The organism is Actinomadura logoneensis (assembly GCF_003428695.1).
GTDB lineage: Bacteria > Actinomycetota > Actinomycetes > Streptosporangiales > Streptosporangiaceae > Spirillospora > Spirillospora logoneensis.
The window spans coordinates 1-19,226 of sequence record NZ_QURH01000013.1; the positions used below are offsets into that span (position 1 = coordinate 1).

Sequence of the window (19,226 nt, forward strand, 5' to 3'; positions counted from 1 at the left end):
CGGGCCGCGGACCCGAGCCGTCCCGCGGGGCGCCGAGGCGCCCGGACGCCGTGGGCCGCGAACCGGACGCGCCGTGCGGCGCGGGGGGCTCGTCGAGGCCGGGGACGGGCACGTCGGCGGCCTCGTCGCGCATCGCGCGGACGAGGTCGGGGTCCGGGGTGACGGGGGGCGGCGGCAGCGGGGTGTCGTCGGACGCGTCGTCCTCGGCGGGGGCGGGCCGCTCGGCGTCGGGCTCGTCACCCGGCAGGGCGGGGACGGCGGCGGGCGCGGCGTCGGCCTCGTCCACGACCGCCTTGAACGCCTGCGTCACCGAGGGGTCGACGGGCTGCAGCTCGGGGTCGTCGGAGTCGTCCTTGAGGTCGGCGAACCACTCGAGGGTCGCCTCCTCCTCGTGGCTCGCGCCGGACTTGTCGGGGCGCTGCTCGCTCATGCGTTGACCAGTCTCTTGACGATCGAGGTGAAGAAACCGAGGCCGTCGGCGGACGGCCCGGTGAGGGACTCCACGGCGTGTTCGGGGTGCGGCATGAGGCCGACCACGTTGCCGGCCTCGTTGGTGATGCCCGCGATGTCGTTCTGCGAGCCGTTCGGGTTGACGTCGAGGTAGCGCGCCACGATCCGGCCGGAGGACTCCAGCTCGGCGATCGTGTCGTCGTCGGCGACGTACCGCCCGTCCGCGTTCTTGATCGGGATCACCACCTCCTGGCCGGACCGGTACTCGGCGGTCCAGGCCGTGTCGGCGTTGTCCACGCGGAGCCGCTGGTCGCGGCAGACGAAGTGCAGCCCGGCGTTGGGCAGCAGCGCGCCCGGCAGCAGGTGCGACTCGCACAGCACCTGGAAGCCGTTGCAGATGCCGAGCACCGGCAGGCCGCCGCGCGCGGCGGCGACCAGTTCGGTCATGATCGGCGCGAACCGGGCGATGGCGCCCGCGCGCAGATAGTCCCCGTAGGAGAACCCTCCGGGCAGCACCACCGCGTCGACCCCCTGGAGGGTGTGGGCAGCACCACCGCGTCGACCCCCTGGAGGGTGTGGTCGGCGTGCCACAGCGAGACCGGTTCGGCTCCCGCGAGCCGCACGGCCCGCGCGGCGTCACGGTCGTCGAGAGAACCTGGGAAGGTGATGACCCCGACCCGGGCAGCGTCCATCTGTTGTCATTCCTCCGAAATGAGGGCGGCCGGGACGGGCGGTTTCCAGCCCTGGGCTACGGCTGTCGCCGCCGTCGACTCCCGCACGCGCGTCACAATCCCCCCGCGCGTGTCCCAATCTACCCGGCGCTGCGCGCGAGGCGGTGCTCCAGTCGTCGGATCAGCGCCTCGTCCCGCCAGGTCAGCCGCTTGTGCATCTGGACGACGGTGCCCCGGTCCGGTGCGGAATGGATGCTCAGTTCGTCGACCAGGGCCCGCATGATCCTAAGTCCGCGTCCGGACTCGCGCAAAGCGCTCGGGGCGAACGGGCCGGAGGCGTCGAACCGTCCGCCGTCGAAGTGCCCGGGCGCGTCGAACGGCCCGGACGCCTCGAAGCCGGACGCCTCGAGGGACGCGCTTCCGGCGGGCGGCTCGCAGGCGGCGCCCGCCGCGGGGGGATCGAAAGACGCGGAGGCTCCGGCGGGTGCGGGGACCTCGGCCGTCCGGGCCTCGACGGCCAGACCGGGCAGACCGGCCGCGACGACCGGGACGGGCTGAGCGGGCTGAGCGGGCTGAGCGGACGCGGGGGCCGCCGTCCGGCCGCCGGTCCCCCGGTCGAGGACGCTCAGCAGGCAGACGCCGTCGGCGACGTGGCCGACCACCTCGTAGTCGGCGGAGTCGCGGGCGTGCTGGACGACGTTCGTGCAGGCCTCGGAGGTCGCGACGAGGATGTCGGACACGCAGTCCTCGGAGACGCCGAGACCCCGCAGCGCGTCACCGACGACGCGTCTGACGACGGGGATGCTCAGGGCTTCGCGGGGCAACGCGAGGGAGAACTTCATGTCCACCGGGCACCTCGGTCCGTCCCCCGGACCTGTCCGCCGTGTACGGATCCGGCCCGGAGCGCGCTCGCTGGCAACGGCTCAACTCATCTAAGGCTTCCCCGGCGAAAAGCACCGTAATCGCCGGGATGTCGGGTGCTTACGTGAACCGCACGCGAGGCGAAGGAAAAGTCTGGTCGACCGCCCGGAAGGACCACTTCTGTGGAACGCGCCACATCCGCGTCCCGGCCGGTCGGCCGCGTGACGAACCACCCGAAACGACGACCCGGCGGAGCCGCGGCCGCACGCTCCGCGACGGAGAACGCGCCGAGGGAGACGCGGCCGAACCGGTCTCCCGGCGCGCGGTCAGAGCGCGTGGACCTCGAAGGTCTCGATGACCGGGTTCGCCAGCAGCGTCTCGGCGATCTTGCGGACCTCCGCGAGCGCGGCCTCGTCGGCCGGGCCGTCCAGTTCCAGCTCGAACCGCTTGCCCTGCCGGACGGCCGCCACGCCCTCGAAGCCCAGCTGCGGGAGCTTGCGGGCGATCGCCTGGCCCTGCGGGTCCAGGATTTCCGGCTTGAGCATGACGTCGACGACGACGCGCGCCACGGCCGCCCCCCTCATTGATCTGCGCCTACCTACGAAAGTGAAGCGTACGGCACCATGGCAGGGCACATGTCGCAAGGCCCGCCCCCCGTCCCCCGGAGCGCCCATGAAGATCGAGGAGCTGTCCCCGCCCGAGCGCAGGCTGTGGGAGGCGTTCCCGCGCGGCGAGGCCGTGGACCTGAGCGGCGGCGACCCGGCCGTCGGCGACCAGGTCGCCTACTGGGGTCCGGACCGGACCGTCCGGGCGGAGGTGCTGGTCGCGCTGCTGCTCGGCGCGGTCGAGCCGTCCCCCGGCCAGGTGCCGGGGGTGCGGCTGTCGGGCGCGCGGATCACCGGGTCGCTGAACCTCGGGCACGCGCAGGTGTCGGTGCCGCTGGCGCTGACCGGCTGCGTGTTCGACGAGGCGCCGCACCTGTACTGGGCGCAGATGAACAGCGTCCACCTGATGCGCTGCCGGCTGCCCGGGCTGGTCGCGTCCGGCACGCGGATCGACGGGCACCTGTGGCTGGAGGGCAGCCGCGTCCACGGCGGACTGTGGCTGGACGGGGCGCACATCAGCGGCATCCTCAACATGTCCGGCGTGTACCTGACCAACCCGCAGGGGGACGCGCTGCTCGCCGACCGGATGCTGGTGGACGCCAACGTCTACTGCGATCGGGGCTTCACCGCGCAGGGCGAGGTGCGGCTGCCGGGCGCCCGCGTCGGCGGCCAGCTGATCTTCCGGGAGGCGCGGCTGCACAACCCGGGCGGCGTCGCGCTGTACGCGTCCCGGCTGGACGTCGCGGCGAACGTGTTCTGCGACGGCGGCTTCTCCGCGCAGGGCGAGCTGCGGATGCGCGGCGCGCGCGTCGGCGGCTACCTGTCGTTCGTCGGCGCCGAGCTGTCCCACCCGTCCGGAACGGCCCTGAACGCCGACGACCTGGGCGTCGAGACGGACGTCTACTGCTCGGAGGGCTTCTCCGCCGACGGGACGGTGTCGTTCGCCGGGGCCCGCGTGACCGGGCAGCTCAGCCTGCGCGGGGCGCGCCTCGGCGTGCGGGAGGGGACGGCGCTCAGCCTCCAGCGCCTGCAGGCCGAGGAGGTGCTGCTGCGTCCGTCCGAGCCCGTCCGGGGGACGGTCGACCTCTCCTACGCCAAGATCAGCCTGTTCCGCGACGATCCGGCGACCTGGCCCGAGCGCATCCAGCTTGACGGTTTCCAGTACGACAACCTCGACCCGGCCCTGAACGCGCGGCAGCGCCTGGACTGGCTGCACCGCGACACCGACGGCTACGCGCCCCAGCCTTACGAGCGCCTCGCGACCGCCTACCGCACGCTCGGCCTCGACGCCGACGGACGGACCGTCCTGCTGGCCAAGTCCCGCGACCGCCGCGCGTCCCAGGGCCCGGCGCGCAAGGCGATCGGCTGGCTGCAGGAGATCCTGGTCGGCTACGGCTACCTGCCGTTTCGCGCCGCGTCCTGGCTGATCGGGCTGATCATCTTCGGCTCGGTGTACTTCCACTTCCGGCATCCGCACGCCCTGGACACCGGGCAGAACCCGCACTTCAACTCGTTCTGGTACACGGTCGACCTCATCCTGCCGATCGGGAACGTCGGCCTGACCACGGTGTACGCGCCGAAGGGCGTGGACCAGTGGGTCGCCTACACGATCTCCATGCTCGGGCTCATCCTCGGCTTCACCGCCGCCGCGGGCATCACCCGCGCCCTGTCCCGGGAGTGACGATCTTGGCGTGGCGTCCCGGCCACGCATAGTGACCGCATCCGGACAATCCAGGGCCGGGACCGGGGCCTCTCCGGCACCATCGCCCGTGTCGCCCCGACCGGCGATCCGTCCATCCGTCCTGGGAGCGGCCTGATGCGGGACTTCAACGTGGTGACGCTCGGCGAGCCCGACTCCGGCAAGACGGTCTTCATGGCCGCCATGCACGAGCTGCTGGGCACCCGGGCCGTGGACGACGCCCACCACCGGGTCTTCGTGCGCGCGCCGATGGGCACGCGGTCCAGCCTGGTCAGGACGTACGCGCGGATCGTGAACCCCGACCTCGACTGGGACCCCGGCACCGACCGGAAGGTGTACCAGGAGGTCCCGTTCACCGTCGTCGCGCGCGGGCTCGACCAGACGCTCGCCGACCTGTTCCGGGTCCGCTACGTCGACTACTCCGGCGAGCGGATCACCACCGAGTGGATGGACGAGAAGCAGCGGCGGTTCGAGCGGCACCTGCGGGAGGCGCACGGCGTCCTCGTCGCGCTCGACGGCGCCAAGGTGCTGTCCCTGCTCGACCGGCAGGAGCTCGGCCGCCGCTACCTGTACGAGGACCTGAAGATGGTGCTGGGCGCGGTCCGCGAGACCACCGCCCGCGCGCCCGTGCACTTCATGATCACCAAGTGGGACCTGTTCGAGCGGCGCCGGCTCGGGCTCGGCTTCGTCAAGGGCGAGCTGCTGAAGGCCAGCGACGACCTCGCCGGGGTCGTCGGCAGCCGGCTCCGGTCCGCCAGCCCGACCGCGACGATGCGTCTGATCCCCGTGAGCTCGCTCGGCCGCGACTTCGTCCGCCCCGAGCCGTCCGAGGACGGCTACCTGCGGATGTTCAAGACCAGCGGCCGGGTGCGCCAGCTCAACGTGGACGTCCCGCTGCTGTCGCTGCTGCCCGACTTCTACTCCCAGTACATGGAGGAGCTCGGCGCGGGCGGCCGGACGGGCTTCAAGCGCGTGCTGCGCCGCTGGCAGAAGCGCGCCGGGGAGGTGTTCCCGCCGGTCGCGCGGGCGGCGGGCGACGTGACCGCCGAGCGGCTCACCGAGGGCAAGGAGCTGGAGTCCTACGTCGAGCGCATCCTGCTGAAGTCGCTGGTGGACGGCCTGATGTCCCGCTTCGGACGGCGCCCGGACCGGCTGGACGTGCGGCCCGAGGTCGTCCGCGGCCTCCCGAACAACGTCCAGCTCGCGGTGCAGGCCGCCGTCCAGCACATGGCGCTGCGGCTGGAGGCGTTCGAGCAGGCGTACCCGGAGTCCGAGCTCACCCTCGCCGACCTGGACGACCTCGCACGGACCATGGAGCCCGAGTGAGCCGCGGCACCGGCGCGCCCGCCCCACGCGACACCTCCGGCGCGTCCGCCTGGCGCGACGCGTCCCCCAGGCGCGCCATCGCGGCCCCCCGGTCGGGCGGGGGCGCCCCGACGGCCTGGCCCGTCCTGGTGGCGCGCGGCGTCCACACGGGCATCTCCCCGCTGCTCATGCCGCGTCCGGTGGCCGAGGCCGAGCAGATCGGACGGGCGATGGAGGCCGTCCAGGGCGGCACGCCCGACGGCATCACACGTGTCGCGCGCGTCTCCTGGCTCGCCGGGGACTGGACGCTGCTGTCCCGGACGTCCCCGGCCCTCGACCGCCGGGGCCGCCAGGTCCGCGACCGCGGCTCGAGGCCCGTCCTGCTGTCCGAAGGGCTGCTGGTGTCCGGCGTGACCGACCCTTGCACCCTCGCCCCGGACGCCCAGGCCGTACTGGCCGCCGCGACGCAGCGCGCGTACCTGGCGTTCCTCCACGACGAACGCCGCTACCCGGCGCCCGCCCCGTCCGAGCCGTTCCGCCTGCACGCAACGCGCTTCGACCACGAAACGGCTCCCGCCGAGCCGGGCACCCCATGGTTCCGCCCGTCCCGCTGGTTCCGCCCGTCCACGCAACCCTGCCCAGAACCCACGCCCATCCTGCTGCTAAGCCTCCCCGAACCCCCCTGACGAGCCGCCCACCGCCAGCCCGAGCCCCGCGACGAAATCCCAGATCCGCGCAAGCCCCGTACGCGGCCAGCGTGACGGATAACGTACAGAGCGTGAAGTACTTCAACGTCGCGGGTCCGTGCCGTCCCGACCGGCACTACATGCTGCCGCCGGAGCCACGCCTCCCCGAGGCCCGCGAGTTGATCGAGGAGGGGCTGTACTTCGTCCTGCACGCGCCCCGGCAGACGGGGAAGACCACGACGCTCGCCGCCCTCGCCCGCGACCTGACCGCCGAGGGCCGGTACGTGGCGGTCCACTTCTCCTGTGAGAACGCCAGGGTCACGGGGGACGACTACGCCGCCGCAGGGGGCGCCGTCCTGGACGCGATCCGCAGAGCATGCGAAGAACGGGATGTTCCGCCCGACTACCTGCCCCCCTTCCCCTGGCCCGACGCCGTGCCCGAATCGCGGGTTCAGGCTGCCCTGACGGCCTGGGCACGCCGTTCGCCCCGGCCGCTGGTTCTGTTCATTGACGAGATCGACGGTTTGACGGGGGCGAGCCTGGTCAGTGTCCTGAGTCAGCTGCGCAACGGATACGCGATGAATCCGGCAACGTTTCCGCATTCGGTTGCGCTCTGTGGAATGCGCGATGTCCGCGACTACAAGATGGCCTCGGGCGGAGACCCCGCAGGAACGCGGAGTTCGAGCCCGTTCAACATCAAGGCCGCGTCGCTTCGGCTTGGTGATTTCAGTTTCAGTGAAGTCGCCGAGCTTTACGGTCAGCACAGCGAGGAGACAGGGCAGAAGTTCGAGGACGCGGCCGTTCAGCGTGCCTTCGAGGCCAGCCAGGGACAGCCTTGGCTGGTGAACGCGCTGGCCCGGCACATCACGCGTCACATGCGGGTGCCGGTGTCCGAGCCGATCACCGACACGCACATGGACGAGGCGGTCGAGCGGCTCATCCTTGAGCGCGCCACCCATCTGGACTCGCTGGTCGAGCGGCTCAACGAGCCTCGGGTGCACCGGGTGATCGAGCCGATCCTGGCCGGGACTCGGCTCCCCCTGGACGACCGATACAACGACGACCTCTCGTTCGTCCGCGATCTCGGACTGGTGACCCGGGGACGGCCGGTGCAGATCGCCAATCCGATCTACCAGGAAGTCATCGTCCGTGTCCTTTCGCAGGCGGTGGAAACGACGATCGACGCCGATCCTCGCACCTTCCTTCTCCCGGACGGGCGTCTCAACATCCCCCGCCTCCTCACGGAGTTCGTCGCGTTCTGGAAGACCAACGGGGAGATCCTGGACAAGCGTGAGACCTACCACGAGTTCGCCTGCCAACTGGTCTTCATGGCCTTCCTCCAGCGCGTGGTGAACGGCGGCGGATTCATCGACCGCGAGTACGCCGTCGGACGTGATCGCGTGGACATCGCCGTCCGCAAGCCGTATACGGACCAAGACGGATGCCGGGCCGTCCAGTTCTCCGCCTTCGAACTGAAGGTCCGGACGGACAAGTCCGGTGACCAGGTCGCCAAGGGTCTCGTCCAATTGGACGGCTACCTCGACAGCCTTGGCCTCGACACGGGAACGCTCATCGTCTTCGACCGCCGCGCGGGCGCCCCGTCCATCGCCGACCGCACCACGATCGAGCAGGCCTCGTCTCCCTCGGGACGCGTCGTCACGCTCATCCGCGCCTGACGGCCAGAGCCCATCCCTACTCTCACTCTGTGCAGATCTAACTGCACAGAGTGACTTATGTCGGCCTGTATCACTTCCGGCCCGCCCGCTCTCCACGCTTCGAGGTGGCGTCGGCGGGCTGGTGTCGTCACCTGGGGTGGTTGTCGGGTGACGGGCGAATGGGCGGGGTAGGGAATCTCGTAAGCAGGGTCTTGCGTTCTTGGGTGTGATGTCTGCCACGATGGGATGAGCGGCATTCGTCCCCTTTTACCTGGGGGATGAAGGCCACTGAGGTCGGTCGGTTCGCGGCGATCCCGGGGGCCGGCCCCGAACGAGGAGTGTCATCAATGACGATCGACTCCGTGCGCGGCGCGCCGGGCACCGGCGAGCTCGCCGACTCCGAACTCGTGCAGCTGCTCACCCCCGAGGGCGAGCGCGTCGACCATCCCGACTACCCGCTGGACATCACGGCCGAGCAGGTCCGGGGCCTCTACCGCGACCTGGTCACCGTCCGGCGGATCGACCTGGAGGCCGTGGCGCTCACCCGCCAGGGGGAACTCGGCATCTGGGCGTCGCTGCTCGGCCAGGAGGCCGCGCAGATCGGCTCGGGACGGGCGCTCACCGACACCGACATGGTCTTCCCGACCTACCGCGAGCACGCCGTCGCGTACTGCCGGAACGTGCCGCCGCTGAACCTGCTGGGCCTGTTCCGGGGCGTCAACCACGGCGGTTGGGACCCCAAGGACCACGGCTTCCACCTGTACACCATCGTGATCGGCTCGCAGACGCTGCACGCGACCGGCTACGCGATGGGCATCCAGCGGGACGGCGTGCTGGGCAGTGACAAGGCCGGCGCGACCATCGCCTACTTCGGCGACGGCGCGACCTCCCAGGGCGACGTGAACGAGTCGTTCGTGTTCGCCAGCGTGTTCAACGCGCCGATCGTCTTCTTCTGCCAGAACAACCAGTGGGCCATCTCCGAGCCGCTGGAGAAGCAGTCCCGCATCCCGCTCTACAAGCGCGCGCAGGGCTTCGGCTTCCCGGGCGTCCGGGTGGACGGCAACGACGTCTTCGCCTGTCTCGCCGTCACGCAGAAGTCCCTCGCGCACGCGCGCGACGGGCAGGGCCCGACGCTGATCGAGGCCTACACGTACCGGATGGGCGCCCACACCACGACGGACGACCCGACCCGCTACCGCCTCAAGGCCGAAGAGGAGTCCTGGAAGGCCAAGGACCCGATCGAGCGCGTCAAGAAGTACCTGGTCAAGGAGGGCGAGGCGGACGAGGCGTTCTTCGCGGACGTCGAGGCCGAGGCCAAGCGGATGGCGACCGAGCTGCGCAAGGCGTGCCTGGCGCTGCCCGACCCGCAGCCGCTCGCGATCTTCGAGCACGTGTACGCCGATCCGCATCCGATGATCAGCGAGGAGCAGGAGCAGTTCGCCGCCTACCTGGCGTCGTTCGAGGACGAGGGGACGGCCCGATGAGCGCGGAGACCATCACCCTGGCCAAGGGCATCAACGAGGGCCTGCGCAAGGCCATGGAGAACGACCCCAAGGTCGTCGTCATGGGCGAGGACGTGGGCAAGCTCGGCGGCGTGTTCCGGGTCACCGACGGCCTGCAGAAGGACTTCGGCGAGGAGCGGGTGATCGACACGCCGCTCGCCGAGTCCGGCATCGTCGGCACCGCGATCGGCCTGGCGCTGCGCGGCTACCGGCCCGTCGTCGAGATCCAGTTCGACGGGTTCGTGTTCCCCGCCGCCGACCAGATCATCACCCAGTTGTCGAAGATGCACCTGCGGTCGCTGGGCACCACCCAGGTCCCGGTCGTGATCCGCATCCCCTGCGGCGGCGGCATCGGGGCGGTCGAGCACCACTCCGAGTCCCCTGAGGTGTACTTCACCCACACCGCCGGCCTGCGCGTGGTCTCCTGCTCGAACCCCGGCGACGCGTTCACCATGATCCAGCAGGCGGTCTCCTCCCCCGACCCCGTGATCTTCTTCGAGCCCAAGCGGCGGTACTGGGAGAAGTCCCCGGTGGACCTGGAGTCCGCCGCGTCCGACTGGGCCCCGCTGCACGAGGCGCGCGTCGTCGCGCCGGGCGAGCACGTGACCGTCCTCGCCTGGGGGCCGTCGGTGAAGACCTGCGTGGAGGCGGCGTCGGCGGCGGCCGAGGAGGGCCGCTCGCTGGAGGTCATCGACCTGCGCTCCCTGAACCCCCTGGACATCGACACGATCACCGCGTCGGTGAACCGGACCGGGCGCTGCGTGGTCGTCCACGAGGCGCCGGTGTTCAGCGGGTTCGGCGCGGAGCTGGCCGCCCGGATCACCGAGCGCTGCTTCTACCGGCTGGAGGCGCCGGTGCTGCGGGTGGGCGGGATGTCCACGCCGTACCCGCCGTCCCGGCTGGAGGACCACTACCTGCCCGATCTCGACCGCGTCCTGGACGCCGTCGACCGGACGTTCGGCTGGTGACGCCGATGAGCGAGCGCAAGCAGTTCAAGCTGCCCGACGTGGGCGAGGGCCTCACCGAGGCCGAGATCGTCAAGTGGCACGTCCGGGTCGGCGACCAGGTCGAGGTCAACCAGACGATCGTGGAGATCGAGACCGCCAAGGCGGTCGTCGAGCTGCCGTGCCCGTTCGAGGGGACGGTCGGCGAGCTGCTGGTGGAGGAGGGCACGACGGTCGACGTCGGCGTCCCCATCATCTCGGTGGACGTCGGGGCCGACGGTTCGGCGGGACCCGCGCCCTCCGGCGGTGCCGCCGCCGCTCCGGCGGCCGAGGCCGCGCCGGCGGGTGCGACGCCGGTGGAGGCGGTGCCGCACGAGGAGGTGCCGCACGAGGAGGTGCCGCAGGCGGACGAGCCGGGCGTCGTCCAGCCCGAGCAGCCCAAGCGGCAGCCCGTCCTGGTCGGCTACGGCGTCAAGCCGGGTGCGACGAAGCGCCGTCCGCGCAAGCAGTCGTCGCCGCCTGCTCCCGCCACGCCTGCTTCCTCTACGCCTGCTCCTTCTCCTTCTCCGTCTCCTTCCGTCGCCCAGGCGGCCCCTGCTCCGGCTCCGGCCGCTGCCCAGGCGGCCCGTCCGGCACCCACGGTAGGCGGTTCGGATGCGGCGTCCAGAAGTTACCCACAGGTTGTGGACAACGGAATGCCGCTGGCCAAGCCGCCGGTCCGGAAGATGGCCAAGGACCTCGGCGTGGACCTGTCCACGATCACCGGGACCGGCCCCCGCGGCTCCATCACCCGCGAGGACGTCCAGCAGGCCCTGGCGGCGCCCGCCGAAGCCCCCGCGGCCGCTTCCGGTGCCCGGGCGGGCGCGCCCGCGACCACCGGGGTCCGGGAGGAGCGCATCGCGGTGCGCGGCGTGCGGAAGGCCACCGCGAACGCGATGGTCGGCTCGGCGTTCACCGCGCCGCACGTCACCGAGTTCCTGCAGGTGGACGTGACCCGGACGGTCGAGACCGTCCGCCGCCTGCGCGAGCTGCCCGAGTTCGCGGACGTCAAGGTCTCGCCGCTCCTGCTCGTCGCCAAGGCCCTGCTCACGGCCGTGGCGCGCTATCCGATGGTGAACTCCGCCTGGGTGGACGCCCCGGCGAACGGCGCGGGGAACGGCGCGGGGAACGGCACGGGCGGCGGCGCGGAGATCGTCGTCAAGCACTACGTGAACCTGGGGATCGCGGCGGCCACCGAGCGCGGTCTGATCGTCCCGAACGTCAAGGACGCGCACACGCTCACGCTGCCCGAGCTGGCCTGGGCGCTCGCGGAGCTGACGGCCAAGGTCCGCGCCGGGAAGGCCACTCCGGCCGACCTGACCGGCGGGACGATCAGCATCACCAACGTGGGCGTGTTCGGCGTGGACACCGGCACGCCGATCCTCACCCCCGGCGAGTCCGCGATCCTCTGCATCGGGCAGATCCGCGACATGCCGTGGGTGCACGAGGGCGAGCTGGCCGTCCGCAAGGTGACGACGCTGGCGCTGTCGTTCGACCATCGCGTCATCGACGGCGAACTCGGTTCCAAGGTGCTCCGGGACGTCGGCGCGATGCTGGAGGACCCGATCCACCTCATCGCCTGGTCGTAGCCCGCCATACCCCGACACAGCGGACAGGTCGGGACGGGAGGACATCCCGTCCCGACCTGTCCGTCCCGCGTTCGGGCGGAACGCGGTCAGAACCGGCGCAGCGTGAAGGCGTCGGTGGTCGAACCCCCGAACAGGACGTCCAGACGGCCGCTGAGCACGTACGCGCGCCCGCCCGGCGTGACCGCCACCGCCGTCGGAGCCGGGTCGGCCCACGGCGACACGGCGCGGACGACCGCCGCGCTCCCCCAGGCCCGGGACGGCCGGACCGTGAACACCGCGTCTGCGCCCGCCGAGGCGACCTTGTTGGTGACGACGATCAGCGAACCGTCCGGTCGGGACGCGATGCCGTCCGCGCCGACCAGCGGACCACCCGCCAGACGCACCTCCCGCATCCCCTGTCCCGCCGCGCCGCTTCGAGCGGACGGCTTCGGACCGACCGGCACGCGGTACAGGCGGCCCGTCGTGTAGTTGCCGACGATCAGGTGGTTCCGCTGCCACACGATGCCGTTCGCGCCGAAGCCGCCGCCGCCCGCGAGGCGTCCGTCCCGGACGAGGACCGTCGCGCGCCCCCGCACAGGCACGCGGTACACGATCGGGGCGAACGAGTCGGTCACGTAGAACGTCCCGTCGGGGGCGACGGCCATGTCGTTCCCGAAGTGCTCGCCACCGTCCCCGGCGACCTTCGCGAGATCGACGTAACGGACGCGGCGTCCCGTGCGCAGGTCGTAGATCCCGACCCCGGCGAGATGCTTCGCGGTCGCCGGGGACGTCTTCACACCCACGCCCGGATCGGCGTTGGCGACCAGCAGGCGTCGGCGCGGCGCGTCCACCCTGATTCCGGTCGTCGACACCAGCGCCGGGTCGTCGACGAGCGTCCGGACGGTCCCGTCCCGCCGGACGACCGAGACCGTCCCGTGCCGCAGCGAACCGACCAGGAACGTGCCGCGCGTGGGGTCCCAGGCGACGCCTTCGGGGTGCAGGCTCGCCGCGTGCCCCTGAACCGACGAGCCGAAGGACGCTGCGGCCGACGAGCCGAAGGACGGCGCGGCCGAGATCCGCACGTCCGCGTTCGCGGCGGAGGACGACGCGGCACCCAACGCCGTGGCGACGGCGGCGGAACAGGCCAGGACCGCGACGCCCATCCGGAACGGCGTACGCGCCAGGAACGCGGCGCGCCGAGCGGCGGCACGCGTGCGCGGAACAGACATGAGAACTCCTCGCAGGCCGGTCTTCAGGTGCCCCCAACCCTGGCCCCGGCGGGAGGGACGCGGCAGATCGTGCGGATACTGTCACTCCGGCTACCAGGCTGGGCGAGAGCATCGGGACCGGAGGGGCGGATCGGGTTGGGAGGGGCCGTGGACGAGGGCGCGCGGGCGCACAGGGAGGCGCTGGCCCGGTTCCTGCGGACGCGTCGCGCCCGGGTCTCACCGGCGGAGGCGGGCATCGAGCCGGGCGTGCGACGCCGGACCCCCGGACTGCGGCGCGAGGAGGTCGCGACGCTGTCCGGGGTCGGGATCACCTGGTACACGTGGCTCGAACAGGGCCGCGACATCCATCCGTCGCCGGCCGTCCTGGACGCGATCGCGCGGACGCTGCGGCTCGACGCGCCCTCCCGCGACTACCTCTTCCGGCTCGCGGGCGTCCATCCCGGCGAGGCGGCACCGCTCGTCCGGGAGGTGCCGGAGCCCCTGGAACGCCTGGTGCGCGCCCAGGGTGAGTCGCCGGCCGTCCTCATGGACGCGGCGTGGAACGTCCTGGCGTTCAACGAGGCGGCCCACGCCGTGTACGGGTACGGCGACGTCCGTCCGGAAGACCGCAACGTCGCATGGATGATGCTCACGTCGCCGCGGCTCAGGGAGATGACCCGGGACTGGGAGACGCACGCGCGCCGCATCGTCGGGGAGCTGCGCGAGGCGTTCGCGCGCCATCCGGCCGACGCTCCCGCGCTCTCGGCGCTGTTCGCGCGGTTGCGGGAGGCGTCACCGGAGGCCGCCCGCTGGCTGGACGAACGGGACGTGCAGCATCGGGCGGGCAACGTCCTGAAGGTCCTCGACCATCCGGAGCATGGTGAGCTGCGGTTCGTGCAGACCGTGCTCGATCCGCGCGAGGCGCCGGGTTCGCAGTTGGTCGTCCTGCAACCGGACGAGGAGACCCGAGCCCGCCTCGCCGCACTGCCACGCGACCGCGCCCGCGTTTCCGCTTCCCCTGGCCGCGCGGCGACCGCGTCCTAAGGCGGGGGCGGACGGTCGTTCTTGTAGAGGCGGTCACGGTCGGACGGGTCGCCTCGGCGGGACTGCGCGCCGGCCGTCATCAGCAACTGGAGGGCGAACGTGACGCCGCCGACGATGATGAGGATCACGCCGACGATGTGGATGTCGACCGGGTGCCGCATCGCGTCCGCCTGGATCGCGAACTTGAGGATCAGCCCGAGGGTGAGGGTGAAGACGCTGACGCCGAGCCCCATGGGTGACCTCCACCATGCGATCCGCTCTTGTCGTCCTGCCGTATCCGTTCCCCCAGGGCAGCAGACGTACTCGGAGCGGTGAGGTACACATGCCCTCCCACGTCCGTACACGCGCACGGCTCGGACGCGCGGACGGTTCCCGGACACGCGGACGGCCCCCGCCCGGGAAAGGCGGGGGCCGTCGCTTCCAGTTCCGCGGGAGGCGGAGTGGTCTGTCCGTGCGGTCTATCCGTGCCGGATCAGCCGGATCAGAACGCCTCTTCCGGGAGCTCCATGATGTCGAGGTTGGTGGCCTCGGTGGTGGCGCGGTCGGCGGCGATGCGCGGCAGGACGGTCTGCGTGAAGAACTGCGCCGCCGCGACCTTGCCGGTGTAGAAGGACTTGTCGGCGTCCGACAGGCCCTCGCCGCCGAGCTTGGTCAGGGCGACCTCGGCCTGGCGCAGCAGCAGCCAGGCGATGACGACGTCACCGGCGGCCAGCAGGAGCCGGGAGGTGCTGAGGCCGATCTTGTAGAGCTCCTTCGGGTTCTCCATGGAGGAGATGGCCCACCCGATCATCGGGTTGAGGATGCCCTGCAGGTCGTCCAGCGCCTTGAGCAGCGCGGCGCGCTCGTTCTTCAGCCGGCCGTTGCCCGCCTCGGACTCGGCGAACGCCTTGATCTCGTCCGCGAGCACCTTCAGCGTGGCGCCCTGGTCGCGCAGGATCTTGCGGAAGAAGAAGTCCTGGCCCTGGATCGCGGTGGTGCCCTCGTAGAGGGTGTCGATCTTGGAGTCCCGGATGTACTGCTCGATCGGGTACTCCTGCAGGAAGCCCGACCCGCCGAGGGTCTGCAGCGACTCGGCGCCGAGCAGGGCGTAGGCGCGCTCGGAGCCGAAGCCCTTGACGATCGGCAGCAGCAGGTCGTTGATCTTCTCGGCCGGCTCGTTCCGCTCGCCCGCGTGCTCGGCGACCTGGACGGCGTCCTGGTAGGTCGCGGTGAGCAGGACCAGCGCGCGCATGCCCTCGGCGTACGCCTTCTGCGTGAGCAGGGAGCGGCGGACGTCCGGGTGGTGGGTGATGGTGACGCGCGGCGCGGTCTTGTCCGTCATCTGGGTGAGGTCGGCGCCCTGCACGCGCTCCTTGGCGTACTCGAGCGCGTTCAGGTACCCGGTGGACAGCGTCGCGATGGCCTTGGTGCCGACCATCATGCGGGCGTTCTCGATGACGAGGAACATCTGCTTGATGCCCTCGTGCACGTCGCCGACGAGGGTGCCGACGGCCGGGTGCTTCTCGCCGAAGGTGAGCTCGCAGGTCGTGGAGACCTTCAGGCCCATCTTCTTCTCGACGTTGGTGACGTAGGCGCCGTTGCGCTCGCCGAGCTCACCGGTCTCCAGGTCCACGTGGTACTTCGGCACGAGGAACATGGACAGGCCCTTGGTGCCGGGGCCGGCGCCCTCGGGGCGGGCCAGCACCAGGTGGAAGATGTTCTCGGCCATGTCGTGCTCGGCCGAGGTGATGAAGCGCTTGACGCCCTCGATGTGCCAGGTGCCGTCGGGCTGCTGGATCGCCTTGGCGCGGCCGGCGCCGACGTCGGAGCCGGCGTCCGGCTCGGTCAGCACCATGGTGGCGCCCCAGCCGCGCTCGATGGCGAGCTCGGCGAACCGCTTCTGCTCGTCGGTGCCGATCTGCCAGAGCAGCTTGGCGAAGGACGGGCCGCAGCCGAACATGTGGACGGCGGGGTTGGAGCCCAGCACCATCTCGGCCACCGACCAGCAGACCGAGCGCGGGGCGTTGGTGCCGCCGAGCGCCTCGGGCAGCTCCAGGCGCCACCACTCGGCGTCCATCCAGGTCTTGTACGACTTCTTGAACGACTCCGGCATGGTCACCGTGCTGGTGGCCGGGTCGAACTTCGGCGGGTTGCGGTCGGCGTCGGTGAACGACTCCGCGAGCGGGCCCTCGGCGAGGCGGTTCACCTCGTCCAGCACGCTCCGGACGGTCTCCTCGTCCAGGTCGGCGTACGGGCCGCTGCCGAGCAGGTCCTGGCGGTCGAACACCTCGAAGAGGTTGAACTCCAGGTCCCGGAGGTTGCTCTTGTAGTGCCCCATCGAACACTCCGTGGGTTTCGGCGGCGGCTGAGAGGGCCCCGCGTTACGTACTGGTCAGTAACTCGACATCATGCTACCCGCTGGTAACCACGCGCAACCCAGAGTCGGACGGCGTTTTACCGACGGACGCGGGCAAAGTGGCCCCGCTCACAGATCACAGGTCCCACGCGTCCGGAAGAGGCCAACGGGCCACACCTACCAGGACCAAGGAACAGAGGGCCGGAGTCGTCCGTTGAAGGTCTCGAGGGCCGTGAAACGCCCTCCCGGACGAGGAGCGCGCCGTACCCGGCAGGCAAAGACGACGCGTCGAGAACGCCGTCGTCTACGTCCGGGAGATTTCTGTGGCTTGGGTCCTCATCGTCGTCGCGGGTCTGCTCGAGGTCGCCATGGCCTCCTGCCTGAAGCTCAGCCGGGGCTTCAGCCAGTTCTGGCCCTCCGCCGGCTTCGTCCTCTTCGCCGTCGCGAGCTTCGGGCTGCTCAGCCTCGCCCTCCGCTCCCTCGACGTCGGCACGGCCTACGCCGTCTGGACGGGCATCGGCGCGGTCGGCACCGCGACGGTCGGCATCGTCGCGATGGGCGACAGCGCGTCCCCGCTCCGGATCGGCGCGCTCGCCCTCATCGTCATCGGGATCGTCGGTCTGAACCTCGCCGGCTCCAACGCCCACTGACCCCGCCACAGCGGGTCGCCCGCCCGGAACCGTCCGTCCGCCGGGGAGCGGTGTGGCGGGAACCACTCGGAGGGCTCGGGCGTCCTACTTCTCGCGATGAGCGAACCCCCCGGACTCACGCCCGCCGAGCGGCGGGTGTGGCACGCGTTCCCCACCGGCGCCGAGGTCGTGTTCGGGGACGACCGGCCACCCGGGCCCGACCCCGACCGCACCGTCCGCGCCCACGTCATCAACCAGCTGCTGCTCGGCGGGGGCGAGACGCGGGACGGGTTCGTCGCCGCCGTCCGGATCCGCGGGGCCTACGTGATCGGGCAGATCGAGCTGTCCGGCGGGGTCGTCCGGCACGAGCTGCGGCTCCGGTTCTGCCGCCTGGTCGAGCCGCCGTTCATCACCAACTGCCGCACCAGCACGCTCCGCTTCACCGACTGCCTCCTGCCCGGCCTGGACGCGGGCGGCCTGCACGCCGACGGAACGCTCAGCCTCTCCCGGTCGGTCGTCGAGGGCGAGATCCGGCTGCCGCGCGCCCAGCTGCTCGGCGGGTTCCGGCTGAACGACGCGGTCGTCACCGAGACCGAGCCGGAGCGGTGGGCGCTGTTCAGCGGCGGAATGACCGTCGAGAACGGGTTCTTCGCCCGGCACGCGACGCTCACCGGCGGCGTCCGGCTGGTCGGGGCGCGGATGAACGGCGGGCTGTTCATGGAGGGCTCGACCCTCAGCAACCCCGGCCGCATCGCGCTGGACGGCGAGAACATGGTGGTGCAGGACGCCGCCGAGCTCTCCCGGGGCTTCTCCGCCGAGGGGACGGTCCGCCTCCGCAACGCGCGGATCAACGGGACGCTCTCGTTCGACGCGGCAGTGCTGGACTCCACCGACCCGGGGCGGCTCGCGCTGCACGGCAGCCACATGACCGCCGACGAGCTGCTGATGAACCTCGCCGAGCCGATCAAGGGCAGGCTGTCGCTGTCCTACTCGCGGATCGACGTCCTGATGGACCGGCCGCGGATCTGGCCCGAGGAGATCTACCTCGACGGGCTCGTCTACCAGACGCTGCGCGGACCGGCCACGCCGAAGGACCGGCTGAGCTGGGTGTCCCGCGATCCCCAGTTCCACCTCCAGCCGTACGAGCAGCTCGCGGCCTGGTACCACGGCATCGGCCACGACGACGTGGCGCGCAAGGTCCAGCTGGCGAAGCTGCGGGCGCGACGGCGACGGCTCGGGCCGGTCGGGCGCGCCTGGAACATCGTCCTCGACTGGACGGTCGGCTTCGGGTACCGGCCGTGGCTGGCGTTCGCGTGGTTCGCCGCGCTCGTCGGGGTCGGCACGACGGTGTTCTCGGCCGTCCACCCGCATCCGATCAAGGACGACGTCGAGCTGCCGCACTTCCACGCGCTCGTCTACAGCCTCGACCTGCTCATCCCGCTGGACTCCTTCGGGCTGCAGAGCTCCTACGACGCCGTCGGCTGGACGCGCTGGGTGGCGTACACGCTGATCACGGCGGGCTGGGTCCTCGCGACGGCGCTGATCGCCGGGGTGACCCGCGTGCTGCGTCCCGAATAGCCCGAACGCCCGCAGCCGGGCACGGAACCGGCCAGACTGGGCGGCGACACCGCGCACCCGGGGCACGCGGTCGGCCGTGGGCGCGGCCGGCGGAGGTCGCGCGGCACCGGCGGAACTCGCGCGGGCGGCGTCGATCATGTTGAGTGGGACGGCGAGGGGAGAACCATGGGCACCTATCTGATCACCGGCGCGACCGGGGGCATCGGCGGCGCGGCGGCCGAACTGCTGCGCGACCGCGGGCACGAACTGATCCTGACGGGCCGGTCGCCGGAGCGGCTGGCTGCCGTCCAGGCGAGGCTGTCCGGCGGCGCGCACGCGCGGACGCAGGAGTTCCGCCAGGTGAGCGCCGACCGCGCGGCCGGACCGTCCGACGGCGGGCGGGGCGCGGGCCACGGGGGCACCGCCACCGACACGCGCGTGACGACGCTGCCGCTCGACCTGGGCGCG

The 19,226-nt window shown here is 71.6% G+C and carries 16 protein-coding genes, 2 pseudogenes and 1 riboswitch; of the genes and pseudogenes, 11 read left to right on the forward strand and 7 right to left on the reverse strand.

Annotated features, from left to right (window positions below; genetic code table 11):
* The 4 genes and pseudogenes from DZF91_RS39260 to purS form a co-directional block, all read right to left on the reverse strand.
* Nucleotides 1-430, reverse strand: a pseudogene (locus tag DZF91_RS39260) (phosphoribosylformylglycinamidine synthase subunit PurL); the annotation flags it as partial.
* A pseudogene (gene purQ / locus DZF91_RS00920) lies at nucleotides 427-1,142 on the reverse strand (phosphoribosylformylglycinamidine synthase subunit PurQ). The pseudogenes DZF91_RS39260 and purQ, both read right to left, overlap by 4 nt.
* A 119-nt stretch (nucleotides 1,143-1,261) precedes the next feature.
* A complete protein-coding gene (locus DZF91_RS00925; RefSeq protein WP_147340927.1) occupies nucleotides 1,262-1,963 on the reverse strand; it encodes an ATP-binding protein in 702 nt (233 codons plus the stop codon).
* Between the two features lie 345 nt (nucleotides 1,964-2,308).
* The gene (gene purS, locus DZF91_RS00930) at nucleotides 2,309-2,551 is read right to left on the reverse strand and encodes a phosphoribosylformylglycinamidine synthase subunit PurS (RefSeq protein ID WP_199486321.1); all 243 of its coding nucleotides are present in this window, start codon (nucleotides 2,549-2,551) and stop codon (nucleotides 2,309-2,311) included.
* Nucleotides 2,552-2,654: 103 nt separating this feature from the next.
* Between purS and DZF91_RS00935 the strand changes: the two genes are divergently transcribed.
* The 7 genes from DZF91_RS00935 (at nucleotide 2,655) to DZF91_RS00965 (ending at nucleotide 12,006) form a co-directional block, all read left to right on the forward strand.
* Complete coding sequence (locus DZF91_RS00935; protein WP_117355626.1) at nucleotides 2,655-4,268, forward strand: hypothetical protein; 1,614 nt, start codon at nucleotides 2,655-2,657, stop codon at nucleotides 4,266-4,268.
* Between the two features lie 135 nt (nucleotides 4,269-4,403).
* Nucleotides 4,404-5,612, forward strand: coding sequence for a TRAFAC clade GTPase domain-containing protein (locus DZF91_RS00940; protein WP_117355627.1), 1,209 nt, complete (start codon nucleotides 4,404-4,406; stop codon nucleotides 5,610-5,612).
* Nucleotides 5,609-6,277 carry a hypothetical protein gene (locus DZF91_RS39265; RefSeq protein ID WP_158587817.1) on the forward strand — a complete coding sequence of 223 codons (669 nt, stop codon included), beginning with the start codon at nucleotides 5,609-5,611 and terminating at the stop codon, nucleotides 6,275-6,277. Before DZF91_RS00940 ends, DZF91_RS39265 begins: the two co-directional genes overlap by 4 nt.
* Nucleotides 6,278-6,369: 92 nt before the next feature.
* Nucleotides 6,370-7,953 (forward strand): ATP-binding protein, encoded by a 1,584-nt coding sequence (locus DZF91_RS00950; RefSeq protein ID WP_199486322.1) that lies wholly within the window; start codon nucleotides 6,370-6,372, stop codon nucleotides 7,951-7,953.
* A gap of 326 nt (nucleotides 7,954-8,279) precedes the next feature.
* Nucleotides 8,280-9,416: a pyruvate dehydrogenase (acetyl-transferring) E1 component subunit alpha gene (gene pdhA / locus DZF91_RS00955; RefSeq protein WP_117355628.1), complete on the forward strand. Its 1,137-nt coding sequence runs from the start codon at nucleotides 8,280-8,282 to the stop codon at nucleotides 9,414-9,416.
* Entirely contained in the window at nucleotides 9,413-10,402 is a 990-nt protein-coding gene (locus DZF91_RS00960; RefSeq protein ID WP_117355629.1) for an alpha-ketoacid dehydrogenase subunit beta, read from the forward strand. The genes pdhA and DZF91_RS00960 overlap by 4 nt, the downstream gene beginning before the upstream one ends.
* 5 nt (nucleotides 10,403-10,407) lie before the next feature.
* Nucleotides 10,408-12,006: a dihydrolipoamide acetyltransferase family protein gene (locus DZF91_RS00965; protein ID WP_117355638.1), complete on the forward strand. Its 1,599-nt coding sequence runs from the start codon at nucleotides 10,408-10,410 to the stop codon at nucleotides 12,004-12,006.
* Nucleotides 12,007-12,092: 86 nt separating this feature from the next.
* Here the strand turns inward: DZF91_RS00965 and DZF91_RS00970 are convergent, their stop codons facing one another.
* On the reverse strand, nucleotides 12,093-13,214 hold the full coding sequence (locus DZF91_RS00970) for a hypothetical protein (RefSeq protein ID WP_117355630.1): 1,122 nt from the start codon (nucleotides 13,212-13,214) through the stop codon (nucleotides 12,093-12,095).
* A 147-nt stretch (nucleotides 13,215-13,361) separates the two neighbouring features.
* Here DZF91_RS00970 and DZF91_RS00975 point away from each other — a divergent pair, with 147 nt between their 5' ends.
* Nucleotides 13,362-14,237, forward strand: a complete 876-nt coding sequence (locus DZF91_RS00975; protein WP_117355631.1) for a helix-turn-helix transcriptional regulator — start codon at nucleotides 13,362-13,364, stop codon at nucleotides 14,235-14,237.
* Here DZF91_RS00975 and DZF91_RS00980 read toward each other — a convergent pair.
* Both DZF91_RS00980 and DZF91_RS00985 read right to left on the reverse strand, forming a co-directional pair.
* Nucleotides 14,234-14,470, reverse strand: a complete 237-nt coding sequence (locus DZF91_RS00980; RefSeq protein ID WP_117355632.1) for a DUF6458 family protein — start codon at nucleotides 14,468-14,470, stop codon at nucleotides 14,234-14,236. The genes DZF91_RS00975 and DZF91_RS00980 overlap by 4 nt on opposite strands.
* A gap of 248 nt (nucleotides 14,471-14,718) precedes the next feature.
* Nucleotides 14,719-16,554, reverse strand: a complete 1,836-nt coding sequence (locus tag DZF91_RS00985) for an acyl-CoA dehydrogenase (RefSeq protein ID WP_117355633.1) — start codon at nucleotides 16,552-16,554, stop codon at nucleotides 14,719-14,721.
* Between the two features lie 241 nt (nucleotides 16,555-16,795).
* Nucleotides 16,796-16,862: riboswitch (guanidine-III (ykkC-III) riboswitch) on the forward strand.
* Between the two features lie 33 nt (nucleotides 16,863-16,895).
* Between DZF91_RS00985 and DZF91_RS00990 the strand changes: the two genes are divergently transcribed.
* From DZF91_RS00990 to DZF91_RS01000, 3 genes are all read left to right on the forward strand, one after another.
* Complete coding sequence (locus DZF91_RS00990; RefSeq protein ID WP_117355634.1) at nucleotides 16,896-17,222, forward strand: DMT family transporter; 327 nt, start codon at nucleotides 16,896-16,898, stop codon at nucleotides 17,220-17,222.
* 96 nt (nucleotides 17,223-17,318) lie between these two features.
* Nucleotides 17,319-18,779 carry a hypothetical protein gene (locus DZF91_RS00995; RefSeq protein WP_117355635.1) on the forward strand — a complete coding sequence of 487 codons (1,461 nt, stop codon included), beginning with the start codon at nucleotides 17,319-17,321 and terminating at the stop codon, nucleotides 18,777-18,779.
* Nucleotides 18,780-18,944: 165 nt separating this feature from the next.
* A partial coding sequence (locus DZF91_RS01000; protein WP_117355636.1) for an SDR family NAD(P)-dependent oxidoreductase occupies nucleotides 18,945-19,226 on the forward strand: 282 nt, incomplete at its 3' end.

What these genes read in the sequence shown, in the direction of transcription:
- DZF91_RS00995 (WP_117355635.1), top strand. Translation starts at nt 17,319, where the DNA reads ATGAGCGAACCCCCCGGACTCACGCCCGCCGAGCGGCGGGTGTGGCAC.
- DZF91_RS00935 (WP_117355626.1), top strand. Translation starts at nt 2,655, where the DNA reads ATGAAGATCGAGGAGCTGTCCCCGCCCGAGCGCAGGCTGTGGGAGGCG.
- DZF91_RS00960 (WP_117355629.1), top strand. Translation starts at nt 9,413, where the DNA reads ATGAGCGCGGAGACCATCACCCTGGCCAAGGGCATCAACGAGGGCCTG.
- DZF91_RS00940 (WP_117355627.1), top strand. Translation starts at nt 4,404, where the DNA reads ATGCGGGACTTCAACGTGGTGACGCTCGGCGAGCCCGACTCCGGCAAG.
- DZF91_RS00965 (WP_117355638.1), top strand. Translation starts at nt 10,408, where the DNA reads ATGAGCGAGCGCAAGCAGTTCAAGCTGCCCGACGTGGGCGAGGGCCTC.
- DZF91_RS00925 (WP_147340927.1), bottom strand. Translation starts at nt 1,963, where the DNA reads ATGAAGTTCTCCCTCGCGTTGCCCCGCGAAGCCCTGAGCATCCCCGTC.
- DZF91_RS00980 (WP_117355632.1), bottom strand. Translation starts at nt 14,470, where the DNA reads ATGGGGCTCGGCGTCAGCGTCTTCACCCTCACCCTCGGGCTGATCCTC.
- pdhA (WP_117355628.1), top strand. Translation starts at nt 8,280, where the DNA reads ATGACGATCGACTCCGTGCGCGGCGCGCCGGGCACCGGCGAGCTCGCC.
- DZF91_RS00970 (WP_117355630.1), bottom strand. Translation starts at nt 13,214, where the DNA reads ATGTCTGTTCCGCGCACGCGTGCCGCCGCTCGGCGCGCCGCGTTCCTG.
- DZF91_RS00985 (WP_117355633.1), bottom strand. Translation starts at nt 16,554, where the DNA reads ATGGGGCACTACAAGAGCAACCTCCGGGACCTGGAGTTCAACCTCTTC.